Below are 17488 nucleotides of genomic sequence, written 5' to 3'. Positions count from 1 at the left end.
GGCGTCGGCTCCCGTCCCTGGAGGCCGCCATGCGCCTGTCCCGAGGTGTTCCCTTCGTCGCCGTCACCCTGATCGCGGCCGCGCTCATCGGGCCGACGTCCGCCGGGGCCGCACCGGCCGGCGAGGACCACTGCGGACGCCAGGAGCGGGTGCGGATCCCCGGCGCGGCCTTCCAGCGGAGTGCCTGTCTGCCGGACCTGACCACCACGGGCCTCGCCGGGACGCCGTACACCGACATGGCGGACCAGGCGGGGCTGACGGCCGCCGGCACCCGGGTGCCGTCCGGGGTGCCGGGGATCCAGATCGACGGCTACTTCCCGGACTCCTCGCGCTTCAACGCCACCCACGGCTGGAAGCACGACGCGCAGTTCGTCCTCCGGCTGCCGGACCGCTGGAACGGCGGCCTGATCGTCACGGGCGCCCCCGGCACGCGCCGGCAGTACGCCACGGACAAGGCGATCTCGGACCAGGTGCTCGCGCAGGGCTACGCGTACGCGGCGACCGACAAGGGCAACAACGGTGCCGACTTCTACCGTGACGGCACCCGGCCCGGTGACGCGGTGGCTGAGTGGAACACCCGGACCACCCAACTCACCCGCGCGGCCCGGAAGGCCGTGGCGCAGCGCTACGGGCATCTCCCGCGCCGTACGTTCGTCACCGGCATCTCCAACGGGGGCTACCTCACCCGCTGGCAGCTGGAGAACCACCCGGAGCTGTACGACGGAGGCGTGGACTGGGAAGGGGCGCTGTGGACCGCGAACGGCCCCAACCTGCTCACCTCGCTCCCCACCACCGTGGCCCGCATGCTCGGTTCCGCACGGGACGAGGACCTGTACGGGGTGGGCTTCGCACGCGGCTCCGAGTTCCTGTGGCCGTACCACGGGAAGGCCTACTGGGGCGTCACGCAGAAGATCTACCGGGCGGAGTTCGACCCGACGTACGCCCCGGGCTGCCCGGGCCTCTCCGCCGGCACGACCGCGGAACAGATCCTCGCGCCCTGCGCCGAGGACGCGGCCTACGACTACGCGTCCCGTCCGGCTTCCGTCCATAGAGCGGTGGCCCGGGTGGCGTTGACCGGACGGATCGGCAGACCGCTGATCACGCTGCACGGCGATCTGGACGCGCTGCTGCCGAAGGCGGCCGACTCCGACGTGTACGCGCGCATGGTCGGCGCCGCCGGCCGGGGCTCGTTGCACCGCTACTACACGGTCGAGGGCGGCACGCACGTCGACGGGCTGTACGACACCTATCCGGACCGGCTGCGGCCGATCCTGCCCTGCTACCGCTCCGCGTTCGACGCGCTGGTCTCCTGGGTGGACCGGGACGTCCGGCCGCCCGCGGACCGAACCGTGGGCAGGCCCGCGAGCGGCGACGTCGTCAACTCCTGCGCCCTGTCGGACCCGGCCGAGCGCTAGCCGGCGAGCCTGGCCGGCGGATCATTTGCCGGCCAGGCCGCCGGTGTCTCAGCGGCCGAGCTCCTTGCGGGTGGTGCGGCGCAGCCTGCGCCGCTGTGAGGGGTCGAGTGCGAGGTACGCGCCGGCCGGGACGCCCAGAATGATCAGGAGCGCTGCCCACCAGGGCAGCCAGATGAGCAGAATGATCCCGACCGCCGCACCTCCTGCGGCGATCTTGTGGTTCCTCGTCATGTGTGTCGCCTCCTCCGCGGCGCACTGCCGCTCTCTGCTCTCAAAACGGGCCCGCGCTTCCCGCGGTTCCGCACCGCGACCCTGAGACGTCCCTGAGGTGCACCCCCTACTGGTCCACCTCCTGCCCCACCCTCCCACGGCAGTGACGCGGAACACAGCCCTGTCCTGCGGGTCCGCGCCGACCGGTGCTGTACCCTCGGCGACCGGCCTGGTAGTCAAATTTGAGGAATTCACTATCGCTGTGCAGACGGTACCCCCGGCACTTCCCTCCGAGATCTTCGAACTGGCCCGCCGTTCCGCCGTGTTCGTCCCCGGCGATCCGGCCCGCACCGGCAGGGTCGCCTTCTGGTGCCCCGACGGTGAAGCCCTTCCGGTCGTCGAGGCGGCGTCGGCCGAGGACCTGACCGTCGTCGTGCCCGGCGGCGACGGAGTCGAGCTCATCGCGGTCCCCGCCGTGCTGCTGCCCCTGCGTGCCGCGCTGCCCGTCCTGATCCGCGCGCGGGTCACCGCGGACGCCCACCGAGGTCCCGCCTTCTGGGGCGCGGCGGCCGCCCTGGCACTGCAGTTCGCGGCGCGGGGGCTGCTGCTGCCCGGGGTGTCACCCGCCGACCACGACGCCTGGCGCATCGGCCCGCTGAACGCCGCGGACCTGGATCACATCCGCCGACTCGCCGCGGCGATGCCGCCCGAGGCGCACGCCGTACCGCCGGCGGCCGACGGGCCCTTGCGGCTTCCCGACCCCGAACGGCTGCTGCGCTCCTTCCTGGACGCCGTCGCGGACACCCTGCCCCGCACGCCCGCGGCCCCGCTGGTGACCGGTGGCCCCGCCTACGCCGCCCCGGAACCGCAGCTGCTGCCCGGGCACCGCGCGTGGGCGGCCGATGTGGCCGCGGGCCACGACGCCGGCGTCCGCCTGTCCCTGCGCGTCGAGGTTCCCGGCCTGGCGGCGATGACCGACGAGGACGCGGCGCCCGCCTTCCGTGCCGTGCTCCAGGTGCACGGCGTGAGTGATCCGGCGCTCGTCGCGGACGCCGCCCAGGTGTGGGCCGGCACCTCCCCCTTCGGCTCCCGCGCGCGGATGGACGCCCTGCTGGCCCTGCGCGGCGCGGCACGGGCGTGGCCGCCCCTCGCGCCCCTGCTCTCGGCCGCCGTGCCGGACGCCGTGGAACTGGCCGACGAGGAGGTCACCGACCTGCTCTCCACCGGCGCCCGGGCGCTGTCCGCAGCGGGCGTCGAGGTGCACTGGCCCAGGGAGCTGGCCCATGAGCTCACCGCCCGCGCGGTGGTGGGCCCGCCCGACGACGAGACGGGCCCCGCCAGGCTCGACTCCGGCACACCGTCCTTCCTGTCCGCCGACGCCCTGCTCGCCTTCGACTGGCGGTTCGCGCTGGGCGACCAGCAGCTCAGCCGCGCGGACCTGGACCGTCTGGCCGAGGCAGGCCGGCCGCTCGTGCGGTTGCGCGACCAGTGGGTCCTGGTCGATCCCGATGAGGTGCGCCGGGCGCGCGGGCAGCGGGACCGCAAGGTGACACCCGTCGACGCCCTGAGCGCCGCTCTGACGGGCTCGGCCGAGATCGACGGGCGCCGCGTCGAGGTGCAGCCCACGGGGTGGCTGGCGGCCCTGCGGGAGCGGCTCGCCGACCCCGAGGGGCAGGAGCCGGTCCCGCAGCCCGCCGCGCTCGCCGCCACCCTGCGCGACTACCAGCGGCGGGGCCTGAACTGGCTGGCCCGGACGACCTCCTCCGGCCTGGGCTGCTGCCTGGCCGACGACATGGGTCTCGGCAAGACCATCACGCTGATCGCCCTGCATCTGCACCGGCAGACGGACGACGCGTCGGCCGGTCCCACCCTGGTGGTGTGCCCGACCTCGCTGATGGGCAACTGGCAGCGCGAGATCGAGAAGTTCGCGCCCGGAACCCCCGTGCGCCGCTTCCACGGCGCCCGGCGCGACCTCGACGGCCTCGCCGACGGCGAGTTCGTGCTCACCACGTACGGCACGATGCGGCTGGACGCGCCCCGGCTCGCCGAGGTGCCCTGGGGCATGGTCGTGGCCGACGAGGCGCAGCATGTGAAGAACCCCTATTCGGCCACCGCGCGGGCGCTTCGTTCCATCGGCGCACGCGCGCGCGTGGCGCTCACCGGAACCCCGGTCGAGAACAACCTGTCGGAGCTGTGGGCGATCCTCGACTGGACGACCCCGGGACTGCTCGGCCGGCTCGGCACGTTCCGCACCCGGTACGCGCAGTCCGTCGAGAGCGGTCAGGACCCGGCCGCCGCCGAGCGGCTCGCCCGGCTGGTCCGGCCGTTCCTGTTGCGCCGCCGCAAGTCCGACCCCGGGATCGCGCCGGAACTGCCGCCGAAGACCGAGACCGACCGCGCGGTGTCGCTCTCGACGGAGCAGGCGGGGCTGTACGAGGCGGTGGTGCGCGAGACGCTCGCCGAGATCGCCGGGGCCGACAGCATGGCGCGGCGCGGGATGATCGTGAAGCTGCTGACGGGCCTGAAGCAGATCTGCAACCACCCGGCGCAGTACCTCAAGGAGGAGCGGCCGAAGATCGCCGGGCGCTCGGGGAAGCTGGAGCTGCTGGACGAGCTCCTCGACACGATCCTCTCCGAGGGGGCGGGCGTTCTGGTCTTCACCCAGTACGTGCGCATGGGACGCCTCATCGAACAGCATCTGGCGGCCCGTGGGGTGCCCTCGCAGTTCCTGCACGGAGGGACGCCGATCGCCGCGCGCGAGGAGCTGGTGCGCCGGTTCCAGGAGGGGGAAGTGCCGGTCTTCCTGCTGTCGTTGAAGGCCGCGGGCACCGGCTTGAACCTCACCCGGGCCGAGCACGTCGTGCACTACGACCGCTGGTGGAACCCGGCGGTGGAGGCGCAGGCCACCGACCGCGCGTACCGCATCGGGCAGACGCGGCCCGTGCAGGTGCACCGGCTGATCGCCGAGGGGACGATCGAGGACCGGATCGCGGACATGCTGCACCGCAAGAAGGAACTCGCCGCCGCCGTGCTCGGGGCCGGTCAAGCGGCGTTGACGGAGCTCTCGGACGCGGAGCTGGCCGAGCTGGTGGAACTGCGAGGAGGCGCATGATGAATCGCTACGACGGTGACGAGCACACCGAGCGCACGTTCGCGGCGCTGCCGCCCGCGCAAGGGAGGGCTTTCGCGCAGACGTGGTGGGGACGGGCCTGGCTGAAGGCGCTGGAGGACGCGGCGCTGGACGCCCAGCAGCTCAAGGCGGGCCGCAGGCTCGCCCGCGCGGGAAGCGTGGGCGCGGTGTCGGTGCGTCCGGGGCGCATCACGGCCGTCGTCCAGGACCGCGACCGCACGCAGCACCGGGCGGACGTCCTGCTGGAGGAGCTGTCCGGCGAACAGTGGGACCGGTTCCTGGACATGACCGTCGAGCGGGCGGGGCATGTCGCGGCACTGCTGGACCGTGACATGCCTCCGCACCTGGTCGAGGACGCGGCGGCCACCGGCGTCGACCTGCTGCCGGGTATGGGCGACCTGGAGCCCGAGTGCGGCTGCGGTGCCTGGGACCACTGCGCGCACACAGCGGCGCTGTGCTACCAGGTGGCCCGGCTGCTCGACCAGGATCCGTTCGTGCTGCTGCTGATGCGAGGGCGGGGCGAACGCGCCGTGCTGGACGACATCCAGGCCCGCAGCGCCGCGCCAGCCGAGGCGGCGCCGGAACCGGACGGCGTGGACGCGGCGGAGGCGTTCGCGGCGGGGGACATCCTGCCGCCGCTGCCGGAACTCCCCCGGCTTCCCGAGCACCCGGGCGTACCGCCGTCCCTGGACACCGAGACACCGCCGCCGTCCGGTCTCGACCCGGCCGCGTTGGAATACCTCGCCGCCGGCGCCGCGGCGCAGGCGCACCTCCTGCTCTCCGACGCGCTGCGCGGAGTGGCGGAGCACGCTGCCCTGACACCGGCCCAGGACGCGGTCCGGCTCGCCGCGGGTACATCCGTGCAGGCCGTGCGGGAGCGCCTGGCCCGTGGCTCGGGGCGCAGCCGCGAGCAGCTGGAGCTGGCCGTACGGGCCTGGGAGATCGGCGGGGCCGCCGCGCTGGACGTCCTGGAGGACGAGTGGGCCGTGGAGGGTGACACGCTCGTACGCGCGCGTGCGGCTCTGGAGTCGGCCTGGGACGAGGACGAACGGCCGTCGCTGCGGGCGAAGGCCAACCGGTGGACGGCCTCCGGTGCCGCCGGGCAGGTCCGGCTGGGACGGGACGGCCGCTGGTGGCCGTACCGCAAGGAGCGGGGCCGCTGGGTGCCCGCGGGCGGCCCGGCCCAGGACCCGGCCACGGCACTGGCCTCGGCGACGGCAGGGGCCGAGGAGTAACTCGCGCATCTCTCCCCGCGGACCGATGGGAGTTCGGGGCGTCGGCTCGACGAGCGGCCGACGCCCCGCGTTCACCCGGGGGTCGTACGGCGTTCCGCGCGGGGGCCAAATCTGGCCACTGTCAGCGAACTTGCTCCTCAGGAGGCCCGATGTCCCCGCACGCCACCGGCCGGCGACGCGTCCACCGTTCCGTCGCAGCGGGCGTACCCCTGGCCGTTCTGGTCGTCCTTGCGGCCACCGCCCCGGCCGTGGGCACGTCCTCCAGGGAGGCCCGGGTCATCGGCACCGCCACGCTCGGCGACATACCGCTCGGCGCCTTCAGCAACGCCCTGCTGCCCGGCACCGTCGCCGACGACCGGGGGGTCGACCTCGGTGGCATCGGCAGTGACATCTATCCGACCGGCCGCAAGGGCGAGTTCTGGACCGTCACCGACCGCGGTCCCAACGGCCAGATCAAGGTGGGCGGCAGCAAGCGCCGCACCTTCCCGGTGCCCGGCTTCGACCCGGCCATCGTCAAGATCCGGGTCTCGGGCGACGCGGTGCGGGTCGTCGACGCGATCCCGCTGACCACCTCCTCCGGCAGGCCCGTCACCGGCCTGTCCAACCAGAAGGGCCGCGACGAGGCGCCGTACTCCTACGACGCGTCCACGCCGCTGGCGTACAACCCCGATGGCCTCGACACCGAGGGCATCGTGCGGGCCAAGGACGGGAGCTTCTGGCTGGTCGACGAGTACGGGCCCTCGCTCGTGCACGTCTCCGCGCGCGGGAAGGTGCTCACGCGCTATGTGCCCGAGGGGCTGAACCTCACCGGCGCCGACTACCCGGTGGTCGAAGCGCTGCCCGCCGTCCTGCTGCACCGCAAGAACAACCGCGGTTTCGAGGGTCTCGCCCAGTTGCCCGGCGGTGACCTGGTGCTGGCCGTGCAGAGCCCGCTCTCGCTGCCCGACCCGGACGCCGGGGAGGCCTCGCGGACCACCCGTCTGCTGCGCTTCTCGCCGAAGCAGAAGGCGGTCACCGCGGAGTACGCGTACCGCTTCGACCCGGTGAACGTGGTCGACCCCGGCGAGGACGACACCTCCGAGCTGAAGATCTCCTCGGTGGTCGCCGTCGGCGGCAACCGTCTGCTGGTGGAGGAGCGCACCGACAAGGCCGCCCGGCTGCACGTGGTCCGGCTGGACAAGGACGCGGACATCCTCGGCGGCCCCTGGGACGACGACACCACGTCCCCGTCGCTGGAGCAGCTCGAGGACCCGGCCGCCGCGGGTGTGCCCGTCCTCGCCAAGAAGCTGGTCGTCGACCTCGGTACGGTCGCCGGGGTGCCCGGCAAGATCGAGGGCGTCGCGCGCGTGGGCCACGACACGCTCGCCCTGATCAACGACAACGACTTCGGCATGACCGACGGGACAGGCGCGTTCGACGCGCAGGGCCGGCTCGTCGACAGCGGGATCGAGACGACGGTGACGTACGTCCGGCTGCCGCGCGGCATCTGACAGCGGCCTCCACGCGTGCGTGGCGGTCGACCTCCGCCCCGCACGCGACCGTCGCACCCTGGGGCCTTACGGCCCTACAGCCCTACAGCCCTACAGCCCTACGACAGGTCGGCCTCGTCGAGCTCCGGCAGCAGCGACTCGATCGCACTGGGCAGGTCGCTGGGAAGGTCACTGGGCAAATCGCTGGGGAAACCCGACGGCAGCTCGCTCGGCAGTCTGCTGGGCAGTTCGGTGGGAAGGCTGAAGGACGGCCTCGGTGACGGGCTCCGGGTGCTCTCCCCGGACGGCTTCTCCTCCGGCGAGTCGTCGCTGCCCGAGGCCAGCAGCACCACGAGGGCGACGGCCACGCCCGCCACGATCACCGCGAGCAGGGCGAGCAACGGACCGCGTCGCCTCCCCGGGCCTCCGCCGGGCGGCGGCCCGTCGTACGGGGGCGGTCCGGAGCCGTCGGGTGGCGGTCCGGAGCCGTCGGTGGGTGGTCCGGCGCCGTCGGGCGGCGGGCCGAAGCCACCGCCCGGCGGCGGACCGGGCGGCTGGGGCGGTACGGGCGGGATGGCCATACCGCCCAGCGTCGCCTCCCGACGGTGATCACGCGAGCCCGTCGCGGAAGTTGGTACCGGCCCATGCGGTGGACGGAACGATTCCGACGCATACCCCGCCATGACACACCCCGCAAAGGCGCCGCACGCTCACCCGAAGGCGGCGTGCGGCGCCCGTACGAGTGCGTAGTCGGTCAGCCGCGGGCTCCCAGGAGGTGGTCCATCGCCAGCTGGTCGAGCTGCTCGAAGGCCATCCCGCGCGCGGCGGCCGCGTCCACGTCGAAGTCCTCGAACGCGGCACGGTCGGCGAGCAGGGACTGCAGCCCGTCGCCCGCGGTCGGCTGCGCGAGCTCGTCCAGCCGCGCGGCCCGCAGCGCCTCCTGCACCTGCGGGTCCGCGCGGAAGGCCGCAGCGCGCTCCTTGAGGATCAGGTAGTTGCGCATGCAGCCCGCGGCCGACGCCCACACCCCGTCCAGGTCCTCCGTCCGCGGCGGCTTGAAGTCGAAGTGACGCGGCCCCGCGTACCCCGCGCTTTCCAGCAGGTCCACCAGCCAGAAGGCCGCACGCAGGTCACCGGCGCCGAACCGCAGGTCCTGGTCGTACTTGATGCCGGACTGACCGTTGAGGTCGATGTGGAAGAGCTTGCCCGCCCACAGCGCCTGCGCGATGCCGTGCGGGAAGTTCAGCCCGGCCATCTGCTCGTGCCCCACCTCGGGGTTCACCCCGTACAGCTCGGGGCGCTCCAGGCGCTCGATGAACGCCAGCGCGTGACCGACCGTGGGCAGCAGGATGTCACCGCGCGGCTCGTTCGGCTTGGGCTCGATCGCGAACTTCAGGTCGTAGCCCTGGGAGGTCACGTACTCGCCCAGGAGGTCGAAGGCCTCCTTCATGCGGTCCAGGGCCACGCGCACGTCCTTGGCCGCGCCGGACTCCGCGCCCTCCCGGCCGCCCCACGCCACATACGTCTTCGCGCCCAGCTCGACCGCCAGGTCGACATTGCGGATCGTCTTGCGCAGGGCGTACCGGCGCACGTCACGGTCGTTGGCGGTGAAGGCGCCGTCCTTGAAGACCGGGTGCGTGAAGAGGTTGGTGGTGGCCATCGGCACGGTCATGCCGGTCGCCTCGAGAGCCTGCCGGAAGCGCTTGATGTGCGCCTCGCGCTCGGTGTCCGAGGATCCGAAGGGGATCAGGTCGTCGTCGTGGAAGGTCACCCCGTGGGCACCGAGTTCGGCCAGGCGCTGCACCGTCTCGACCGGGTCCAGAGCGGCCCGGGTGGCATCGCCGAAGGGGTCCCTGCCCTGCCAGCCGACGGTCCACAAGCCGAAGGTGAACCTGTCCTCGGGGGTGGGCTGGTAGTTCATGCCGCGGCTCCTTGCCTGCTGCGAGTTGCTTGCTGCCGACTATTTCGTCATGGCGCTTTACAAATTAGTATGCCGAGGCAGATCTGGGAAGAGAACAGTCGTCCTCGGGCATGGACACGCGCCGCACACCGGACCCGAGCCGCACAAGAGGAGAGCCCGATGTCAGCAGCCGAAGGACCGCTCGTCGTCGGCGTGGACACGTCCACCCAGTCGACCAAGGCCCTCGTCGTCGACGCGGCCACGGGGCGGGTCGTCGCGAGCGGACAGGCCCCGCACACCGTGTCCGCCGGGGCGGGCCGCGAGTCCGACCCGCGTCAGTGGTGGGACGCCCTGTGCGAGGCCCTGCGCCAGTGCGGCGACGCCGCGCACGAGGCCGCCGCCGTGTCGATCGGCGGCCAGCAGCACGGCCTGGTCACGCTGGACGAGCGGGGCGAACCGGTCCGCCCGGCGATGCTGTGGAACGACGTCCGCTCGGCGCCGCACGCCCGCCGGCTCATCGAGGAGCTGGGCGGCCCGAACGCCTGGGCGGAACGCACCGGCAGCGTGCCCGGCGCCTCCTTCACGGTGACGAAGTGGGCGTGGCTGGCGGAGCACGAGCCCGACGCCGTCCGCGCCACCAAGGCGGTACGCCTCCCCCACGACTACCTCACCGAGCGCCTCACCGGCGAGGGCACGACCGACCGCGGCGACGCCTCCGGCACCGGCTGGTGGGCGGCCGGCACGGAGGCGTACGACGAGGAGACCCTCGCGCATGTGGGCCTCGACCCGGCGCTGCTCCCCCGCGTGGTCCGGCCCGGCGAGGTGGCGGGCACCGTGCGCACCCACCACGACCTGCCGTTCTCCAAGGGCACCCTGGTCGCCCCCGGCACCGGCGACAACGCCGCCGCCGCGCTCGGTCTCGGCCTGCGCCCCGGCACCCCGGTGCTCAGCCTCGGCACGTCCGGCACGGTGTACGCCGTGTCCCGGCACCGCCCCGCCGATCCCACCGGCACGGTCGCGGGCTTCGCCGACGCCCACGGCGACTGGCTGCCGCTGGCCTGCACCCTGAACTGCACGCTCGCCGTCGACCGGGTGGCGGCGCTGCTGGGCCTGGACCGCGAGGCGGTGGAACCGTCCGGCGACGTCACGCTCCTGCCGTACCTGGACGGCGAGCGCACCCCGAACCTGCCGAACGCCTCGGGCCTGCTGCTCGGCCTGCGCCACGACACGACCGCGGGCCAGCTCCTGCAGGCCGCCTACGACGGCGCCGTCCACTCCCTGCTCGGCGCGCTGGACCTGGTCCTCGACGCCGACGCGGACCGCTCGGCCCCGCTGCTGCTGATCGGCGGCGGTGCGCGCGGCACGGCCTGGCAGCAGACCGTGCGCCGGCTGTCGGGGCGTCCCGTGCGGGTGCCCGAGGCCAAGGAACTGGTGGCGCTCGGCGCCGCCGCCCAGGCGGCCGGCCTGCTGACCGGGGAGGACCCGGCCGCGGTCGCCCGGCGCTGGGACACGGCCGCGGGCCCCGTGCTGGAGGCGGTGGAGCGGGACGAGGCGGCCCTGGCGCGGATTGCCAAGGTACTCTCCGACGCGGCCCCGCTGCTGGAGCGGGGCGCCCAGGCCCAGTGACCGCACGCACACCGACCGAGGACTGAGGGAGGCATGACCGCACCGCTTCCCGGACGGGCGCTGCCCGACACGCAGCAGGGCATGCGCCGCCGCAACCTCGCCCGGGTGATGCACACCGTGAGCGCGGACGGCCCCCTGTCCCGGGCCGCCGTCGCCTCCCGGATCGGCCTGACGCGGGCGGCGGTGTCGACCCTCGTGGACGAGCTGATCCGCGCCGGGCTGATCGAGGAACTGGGCCCGGAGCGCCCCGGCCGGGTGGGCCGGCCCGGCTCGGCGCTCGCCGTCAGCGCACACGGCCCGGCCGGCATCGGCGCCGAGATCGGCGTCGACCACCTCGCGGTGTGCGCAGTGGATCTGCGCGGCGCGATACGGGCCAGGGCCGTGCGGCACGGCGCGAACCGGGGGCGTGCCGCCGAACCGGTGATCCGGGAACTGACCGAGCTGGTGCGGGCGGTCGTCGCGGAGGCGGGACGCGAAGGGCTGTGGCCGGCCGGGCTCGCGGTGGCGGTGCCCGGTCTGGTGGCCCGCGACGGCCGTACGGTCGTCCGGGCGCCGAACCTCGAATGGCACGACGTCGACCTCGGGGCGCTGCTGCCCGAGGAGTTCGCGCTCACCGTGGACAACGAGGCGAACTTCGGCGCGCTCGCCGAACTCTGGCTCGGTGAGGGAACACCGCGGGACTTCCTGCACGTGTCCGCGGAGATCGGCATCGGTGCGGCCGTCGTCGTGGACGGGCAACTGCTGCGCGGCACGCGGGGGTTCGCGGGCGAGCTGGGGCACGTTCCGGTCCGCCCGGAGGGACCGCCCTGCCCGTGCGGGGGGCGCGGCTGTCTGGAGCAGTACGCCGGTGAGGAGGCGGTGCTGCGGGCGGCGGGCCTGGAACCGGGCGACGACCGCGTCGGACTGCTCGCGGGACGGGCCGCCGAGGGGGACACAAACGTACGGGGAGCACTGCACGAGGCGGGCGAGGCGCTCGGCGTCGCGCTGACCGGTGCCGTGAACCTGCTGGACCCCGAGAGCGTGGTGCTCGGCGGCGCGCTGGCCGGGCTCGCACCCTGGCTGCTGCCCGCGCTGGAGGCCGAGTTGGACGGGCGTACCGCGGGCGCGGCCTGTCCGGTGTCCGTGTCGCGGCTCGGGCCCGAGGGGCCGCTGCTGGGCGCCGCGCACTGGGTGGTGCGCGGTGTGCTGGACGATCCGGCCGCGGTGGGCGAACGAGCCTGAGACCAGGCGCCCTTCACCCGGTCGAGTGAGCGAGTTCTCCACAAGCCGACCGCCGTCCACGGAAACACTGCGGGTCCTTCGAGCCGGTCCCTTGGCGCCGTACCGTGATGCACGGATTCCACACCCGCCTGCACGAGACCGCGTCCACTTCCACACCCGCGTCCACCCTCCAGCTCCGACCCGGAACCCGGGCTTCTCCCGACCCCCGCCGAGCCCGCCCACCCCCGACCGAGAGGCACGACCCGTATGGAAAGGGCCCGACCACTGACCGACAGACGCACGCTGCTCAAGGGCGCCGCCCTCGCCGCCGTGCCCTACGCGCTGCTCCCCGGACCGCAGGCCGGCGCCCAGGTTCCGGCCCCCGACCAGCCGACCGCCGAGTGGCAGGGGGCGAACACCGCCAACTTCACCGCTGCCCGCAGACCGCTGGACCACCGGGTCGACCTGGTCGTCGTCCATGTCACCCAGACCGACTACCTCGGCACCCTGTCCGTCTTCCGGAACCCGAAGAAGAAGGTGTCCGCGCACTACGTCGTCCGCTCCGCCGACGGTCATGTCGCGCAGTGCGTACGGGAGTCGGACATCGCCTGGCACGCGGGGAACTGGGACTACAACACCCGCAGCATCGGCATCGAGCACGAGGGCTGGGTGGACCGGCCCGCCTACTTCACCGACGCCCTGTACGAGCGGTCGGCCGCACTGACCGCGGCGATCTGCGCCCGGCACGGCATCCCGAGGGACAGGAGGCACATCATCGGCCATCACGAGGTGCCCGGCACCGACCACACCGATCCCGGACCTCTCTGGGACTGGAAGCGCTACCTGAGACTCGTCAAAGCCGCCTGAGGGAGTCTTCCGGCCAGTCGTTCGGGTGACGCCGGTCGAAACGGTTGTCCGCGCGCGTACGCGGAGTGACGATGTCCCCAGCCGCATCGCCGTCCGTGGAGGCCGAGTTGACCGATCCGTGGGTGGCCCTGGAGCCGGGGGCCGACCCTGCCGAGCGCGCCCGGACGCTGCGCCGCGCGTATGAGACGTTCACCGCGGCGGGCACCGTGCCGAAGCCGGTGCGTGCCGTGGTGGCCGACTCCTGGCGGCGTTCCGCGAGAGCGGGCGTCGGGCCGGACGGCACGGCGAGCGTGGAACTCGCCGACGGCGACCTCGGCGCCTACCGGGCGGAGCATCCGCTGGCCCGGGTGATGCCGCTCTTCCGCGAGCTGATGGGCACCTTCGCGGCCGACGGCGAGCATCTGCTCGCGGTGTGCGACGCGCACGGCAGGCTGCTGTGGGTCGAGGGACATGCCTCGACCCGGCGGCAGGCGGACCGGATGAACTTCGTCCCCGGCGCCCGCTGGTCGGAGACGGCGGTCGGGACGAACGCCCCCGGCACGGCGGTCGCCGTCGACCGGCCGGTGCAGGTGTTCGCCGCCGAGCACTTCATCCGGCAGGTGCAGCCCTGGACCTGCGCGGCGGCACCCGTGCACGATCCGCGCACCGGGCGGGTGCTCGGGGCCGTGGACATCACCGGCGGGGACGGGCTGGCCCATCCGCACAGCCTGGGCTTCGTGCAGGCGGTCGCGCGGGCCGCCGAGTCCCATCTGGCGCTGCTCGCCCCGCCGGGCCCGGCCGAGGACACCCACGAGCTGTCCGCGCTCGGCCGGGACGAGGCCCTGCTGCTCACCGACGGCCGCACGGTCAGGCTCAGCCGCCGGCACAGCGAGATCCTGGTGCTGCTCGCCCGGCACCCGGAAGGGCTGACCGGCGACGAACTGCTGTGCGCGCTGTACGAGGACGAGTCGGTGACGCCCGTGACGCTGCGGGCCGAACTCGCCCGGCTGCGGCGGCTGCTCGGCCCGGGCCTGCTGGCCTCCCGGCCGTACCGGCTCACCGTGCCGGTCGAGTCGGACCTCGGCATCGTCGAGCGGCGGCTGGCGGCGGGGGCGGTCGGCGCGGCGGCGACGGCGTACACCGGTCCGCTGCTGCCCGCCTCGCAGGCACCGGCGGTGGCCCGGATCAGGCGCCGGCTCGCCGACGGACTGCGTACGGCGTTGATCGTCCGCCGGGACCCCGACCTGCTGGCGGACTGGGCGCACGCGCCCTGGGGCGAGGACGACCTCGACGTGTGGCAGGCCCTGGCCGCCGTACGCCCGACCGCGACGGTCCGCTCCCGGCTCGCCGCACTGGAGTCGGAGCTGGCGGTAGCGCCGGCCAGGATGCCGCGCTGACCGGGCAGCAGCGCGCGGCCCGCGCAACGTCCTTGCAACCTCCCGCTGCCTAGCCTCGCGCCGAGAGCTGCCCAACGGCGGGCAGCGCTGTTGCAGGGAGGCAGGCCGGCATGACCCGTTACGCGGCACCCGGGACCGAGGGCGCGATCGTCTCCTACCAGGCGCGCTACGACCACTTCATCGGCGGCGAGTACGTGCCGCCGGTTCGGGGGCAGTACTTCGAGAACCCCTCCCCGGTGAACGGGCAGCCGTTCACCGAGATCGCGCGCGGTACGGCCGAGGACGTGGAGCGCGCCCTGGACGCCGCGCACGCGGCAGCTCCGGCCTGGGGGCGTACGCCGGTGGCCGAACGCTCCGGCATCCTGCTGAAGATCGCCGACCGGATGGAGGCGAACCTGGAGCGGTTGGCGGTCGCCGAGAGCTGGGAGAACGGCAAGCCGGTGCGCGAGACGCTGGCGGCCGACATCCCCCTCGCCATCGACCACTTCCGCTACTTCGCCGGAGCGATCCGCGCCCAGGAGGGCTCGCTCGGCGAGATCGACGACGACACAGTGGCGTACCACTTCCACGAGCCGCTCGGCGTCGTCGCGCAGATCATCCCGTGGAACTTCCCGATCCTGATGGCGACCTGGAAGCTCGCCCCGGCGCTGGCGGCGGGCAACGCGGTCGTGCTCAAGCCCGCCGAGCAGACCCCGGCCTCCATCCACTACTGGCTGAGCCTGGTCGCCGATCTGCTGCCGCCGGGCGTTCTCAACGTGGTGAACGGCTTCGGCGTGGAGGCGGGCAAGCCGCTGGCGTCCAGCCCGCGGGTGGCGAAAGTGGCGTTCACCGGCGAGACCACGACGGGCCGGCTGATCATGCAGTACGCCTCGGAGAACATCACCCCGGTCACCCTCGAACTCGGGGGCAAGTCCCCGAACATCTTCTTCGAGGACGTCTGGCGGGACGACGACGACTTCCGCGACAAGGCCCTCGAAGGGTTCACGATGTTCGCGCTCAACCAGGGCGAGGTGTGCACCTGTCCGTCGCGGGCGCTCGTCCAGCGCGGCCACTACGGCGAGTTCATGGAGGCGGCGGTCGCCCGCACCGAACTGATCAAAACCGGGCATCCGCTCGACACCGACACGATGATCGGCGCCCAGGCCTCCAACGACCAGCTGGAGAAGATCCTCTCCTACCTCGACATCGGCCGGCAGGAGGGCGCCCGGGTCCTCACCGGCGGCGAGCGCGTCGAGCACGACGGCGAACTCAAGGGCGGCTACTACGTCCAGCCGACGATCTTCGAGGGCAACAACCGGATGCGGATCTTCCAGGAGGAGATCTTCGGCCCCGTCGTCTCGGTGACGTCCTTCGACGACTTCGACGACGCCATCAAGATCGCCAACGACACCCTGTACGGCCTCGGCGCCGGCGTGTGGACCCGCGACGCCAACACGGCGTACCGCGCGGGCCGGGCGATCCAGGCGGGCCGCGTCTGGACCAACTGCTACCACGCCTACCCGGCCCACGCGGCCTTCGGCGGCTACAAGGGCTCGGGCATCGGCCGCGAGACGCACAAGATGATGCTGGAGCACTACCAGCAGACGAAGAACCTGCTGTGCTCCTACAGCCCGCGGAAACTCGGGTTCTTCTAGAGCACCGGAAGTGGAGCCAGGACGGTCCTGGCTCCACTCCGTGGTGCGGGCGGGTCACTGGAACTGTGCGAAGAACCTCCAGATCTCTGCTTTGGTCCAGGTGGTGACGCCGCTTTCGCCGGCGGAGCCGTCGACCGGACCGGGGATGTGGTCTCCGTCGAACGCGGCCCACTGGACCGGGTATCCGGCACGGCAGCCCGAGTAGGTGGTGGTGATGTGCGTTCGGCTGCCGGGCGCGGGTTCGCGCGGATTCTGGGCGGTGCAGCCGTTGTTGCTGACGAACTTGTCGCGCAGGGCCCTTCCTTGCGCGATGTTGAGGACGGAGTCGTTGATGCCGTGGATGCCGAAGTAGGCGACGGGCTGGGTGCCGCCGCTGCATCCGCTGATCTGCGCGCCGGCGATGACCGCGACGGCCCGGAAGACGTTCGCCCGGCTGCAGGCGAGCGCGTAGCTCATACCGCCGCCCCAGCTGAATCCCGTGGCGAAACGCTGTGCCGGGTTGACACAGAGGCCGCTCTCGATGCGCCGGATCATGTCGTCGACGAAGGTGACGTCCTCACCGCCCGAGTTGGCCCAGCCGTTGCCGAGGCCCTGGGGGGCGACGAGGATGGCGCTGTTGTTCGACTGCTCCTGCTGGCCGTAGTAGGACCAGGCGGTCCCGCTCGTGCCGCCCGAGGCGACGTCGCCGGCGGTTCCGCCGCGCCAGTGGAACGCGAAGATCAGCCGGTAGCGGTGGCTGTTGTCGTAGTTGGCGGGAACCCGGAGGATGAAGCTGCGGCTCTTGCCTCCGCTCTGGATCGTGTGCGTACCGCTCGTCAGGGTCGGGGCGCTGCCGCACCCGCCGCCGCCTCCGGACGACAGCTTGACCATCTGCCACTGCTGGTTGGCGCCGCTCCGGTCGGCGTACTGGACGACGTTGGCGCCGTCGGCGGTGGAGGCGCCCTGCACCTCCACCGCCTTGCTGCTGGCGCGGTTGATCAGCCGGACATGGCCCGCGTCGGAGTCGGCCAGGCGGAACTGCTGGTTGGCTCCGTTGTGGTCGGCCCACTGCTGGATGGCGGCACCGTCCGCGGCCGAGGCGCCGGCCACGTCGAGGACCTTGCCCGAGTGCCGGGCCTTGAGGCGGTAGAAGCCGTCGCCGGAGTCCACGAACTGCCACTGCTGGTTGGCCCCGTCATGGCGCGCCCACTGGCTGACCCGCGCGCCGTCGGCGGTGGACGTGCCGGCGACGTCCAGCGCCTTGCCGCTGTTGCGGTTGACCAGGACGTACCAGGCGTTGGTGTCCACCGTCGCCGCCTCGGCGGGAGCCGGACGCACCACGGCGAGCACGCCGATCGCGAGGGTCGCCGCCACCACTGCGGCGACCCGGGACCACCAGCGGTGTTGTCGTGCAGGAGCCGGGAGAACCGCACCGGAGTGCCTCATC

13 protein-coding genes are annotated in these 17488 nt (G+C 73.2%); 9 read left to right on the top strand and 4 right to left on the bottom strand.

Features of this window, described 5'->3' with window-relative positions:
- Positions 1–29 precede the first annotated feature (29 nt).
- Complete coding sequence (locus tag M8H82_RS15550) at positions 30–1415, top strand: tannase/feruloyl esterase family alpha/beta hydrolase (protein ID WP_250074408.1); 1386 nt, start codon at positions 30–32, stop codon at positions 1413–1415.
- Positions 1416–1463: 48 nt separating this feature from the next.
- Here M8H82_RS15550 and M8H82_RS15545 read toward each other — a convergent pair whose 3' ends face one another.
- Complete coding sequence (locus M8H82_RS15545; protein WP_250074236.1) at positions 1464–1646, bottom strand: hypothetical protein; 183 nt, start codon at positions 1644–1646, stop codon at positions 1464–1466.
- Between the two features lie 241 nt (positions 1647–1887).
- Here M8H82_RS15545 and M8H82_RS15540 point away from each other — a divergent pair, with 241 nt between their 5' ends.
- The 3 genes from M8H82_RS15540 to M8H82_RS15530 all read left to right on the top strand — a co-directional run bounded on the left by M8H82_RS15540 (position 1888) and on the right by M8H82_RS15530 (position 7480).
- Positions 1888–4737, top strand: a complete 2850-nt coding sequence (locus M8H82_RS15540; protein WP_250074234.1) for a DEAD/DEAH box helicase — start codon at positions 1888–1890, stop codon at positions 4735–4737.
- Positions 4737–5990: an SWF or SNF family helicase gene (locus M8H82_RS15535; RefSeq protein ID WP_250074233.1), complete on the top strand. Its 1254-nt coding sequence runs from the start codon at positions 4737–4739 to the stop codon at positions 5988–5990. Before M8H82_RS15540 ends, M8H82_RS15535 begins: the two co-directional genes overlap by 1 nt.
- A 149-nt stretch (positions 5991–6139) precedes the next feature.
- Entirely contained in the window at positions 6140–7480 is a 1341-nt protein-coding gene (locus M8H82_RS15530; RefSeq protein ID WP_250074231.1) for an esterase-like activity of phytase family protein, read from the top strand.
- A 98-nt stretch (positions 7481–7578) separates the two neighbouring features.
- On the opposite strand, the gene M8H82_RS15525 is transcribed toward M8H82_RS15530, so the two are convergent.
- Together M8H82_RS15525 and xylA are read right to left on the bottom strand one after the other, a co-directional pair.
- On the bottom strand, positions 7579–8040 hold the full coding sequence (locus tag M8H82_RS15525) for a hypothetical protein (RefSeq protein WP_250074227.1): 462 nt from the start codon (positions 8038–8040) through the stop codon (positions 7579–7581).
- Between the two features lie 173 nt (positions 8041–8213).
- Positions 8214–9380 (bottom strand): xylose isomerase, encoded by a 1167-nt coding sequence (xylA, locus tag M8H82_RS15520; RefSeq protein WP_250074226.1) that lies wholly within the window; start codon positions 9378–9380, stop codon positions 8214–8216.
- A gap of 159 nt (positions 9381–9539) precedes the next feature.
- Here xylA and xylB point away from each other — a divergent pair, with 159 nt between their 5' ends.
- The 5 genes from xylB (at position 9540) to adh (ending at position 16062) form a co-directional block, all read left to right on the top strand.
- A complete protein-coding gene (gene xylB, locus M8H82_RS15515) occupies positions 9540–10985 on the top strand; it encodes a xylulokinase (RefSeq protein ID WP_250074224.1) in 1446 nt (481 codons plus the stop codon).
- 33 nt (positions 10986–11018) lie between these two features.
- Positions 11019–12206 (top strand): ROK family transcriptional regulator, encoded by a 1188-nt coding sequence (locus tag M8H82_RS15510; protein ID WP_250074222.1) that lies wholly within the window; start codon positions 11019–11021, stop codon positions 12204–12206.
- Between the two features lie 246 nt (positions 12207–12452).
- Positions 12453–13052 carry an N-acetylmuramoyl-L-alanine amidase gene (locus tag M8H82_RS15505; protein ID WP_250074220.1) on the top strand — a complete coding sequence of 200 codons (600 nt, stop codon included), beginning with the start codon at positions 12453–12455 and terminating at the stop codon, positions 13050–13052.
- A gap of 107 nt (positions 13053–13159) precedes the next feature.
- Positions 13160–14428: a helix-turn-helix domain-containing protein gene (locus tag M8H82_RS15500; protein ID WP_250074406.1), complete on the top strand. Its 1269-nt coding sequence runs from the start codon at positions 13160–13162 to the stop codon at positions 14426–14428.
- A 110-nt stretch (positions 14429–14538) separates the two neighbouring features.
- Positions 14539–16062 (top strand): aldehyde dehydrogenase, encoded by a 1524-nt coding sequence (gene adh / locus M8H82_RS15495; protein ID WP_250074217.1) that lies wholly within the window; start codon positions 14539–14541, stop codon positions 16060–16062.
- Between the two features lie 54 nt (positions 16063–16116).
- Here the strand turns inward: adh and M8H82_RS15490 are convergent, their stop codons facing one another.
- A complete protein-coding gene (locus tag M8H82_RS15490) occupies positions 16117–17418 on the bottom strand; it encodes an RICIN domain-containing protein (RefSeq protein ID WP_250074405.1) in 1302 nt (433 codons plus the stop codon).
- Positions 17419–17488: the final 70 nt, after the last annotated feature.

It is taken from the genome of Streptomyces sp. YS415 (genome assembly GCF_023544665.1).
Classification (GTDB): domain Bacteria; phylum Actinomycetota; class Actinomycetes; order Streptomycetales; family Streptomycetaceae; genus Streptomyces.
This window is presented reverse-complemented; position numbering and strand designations above follow the sequence as displayed.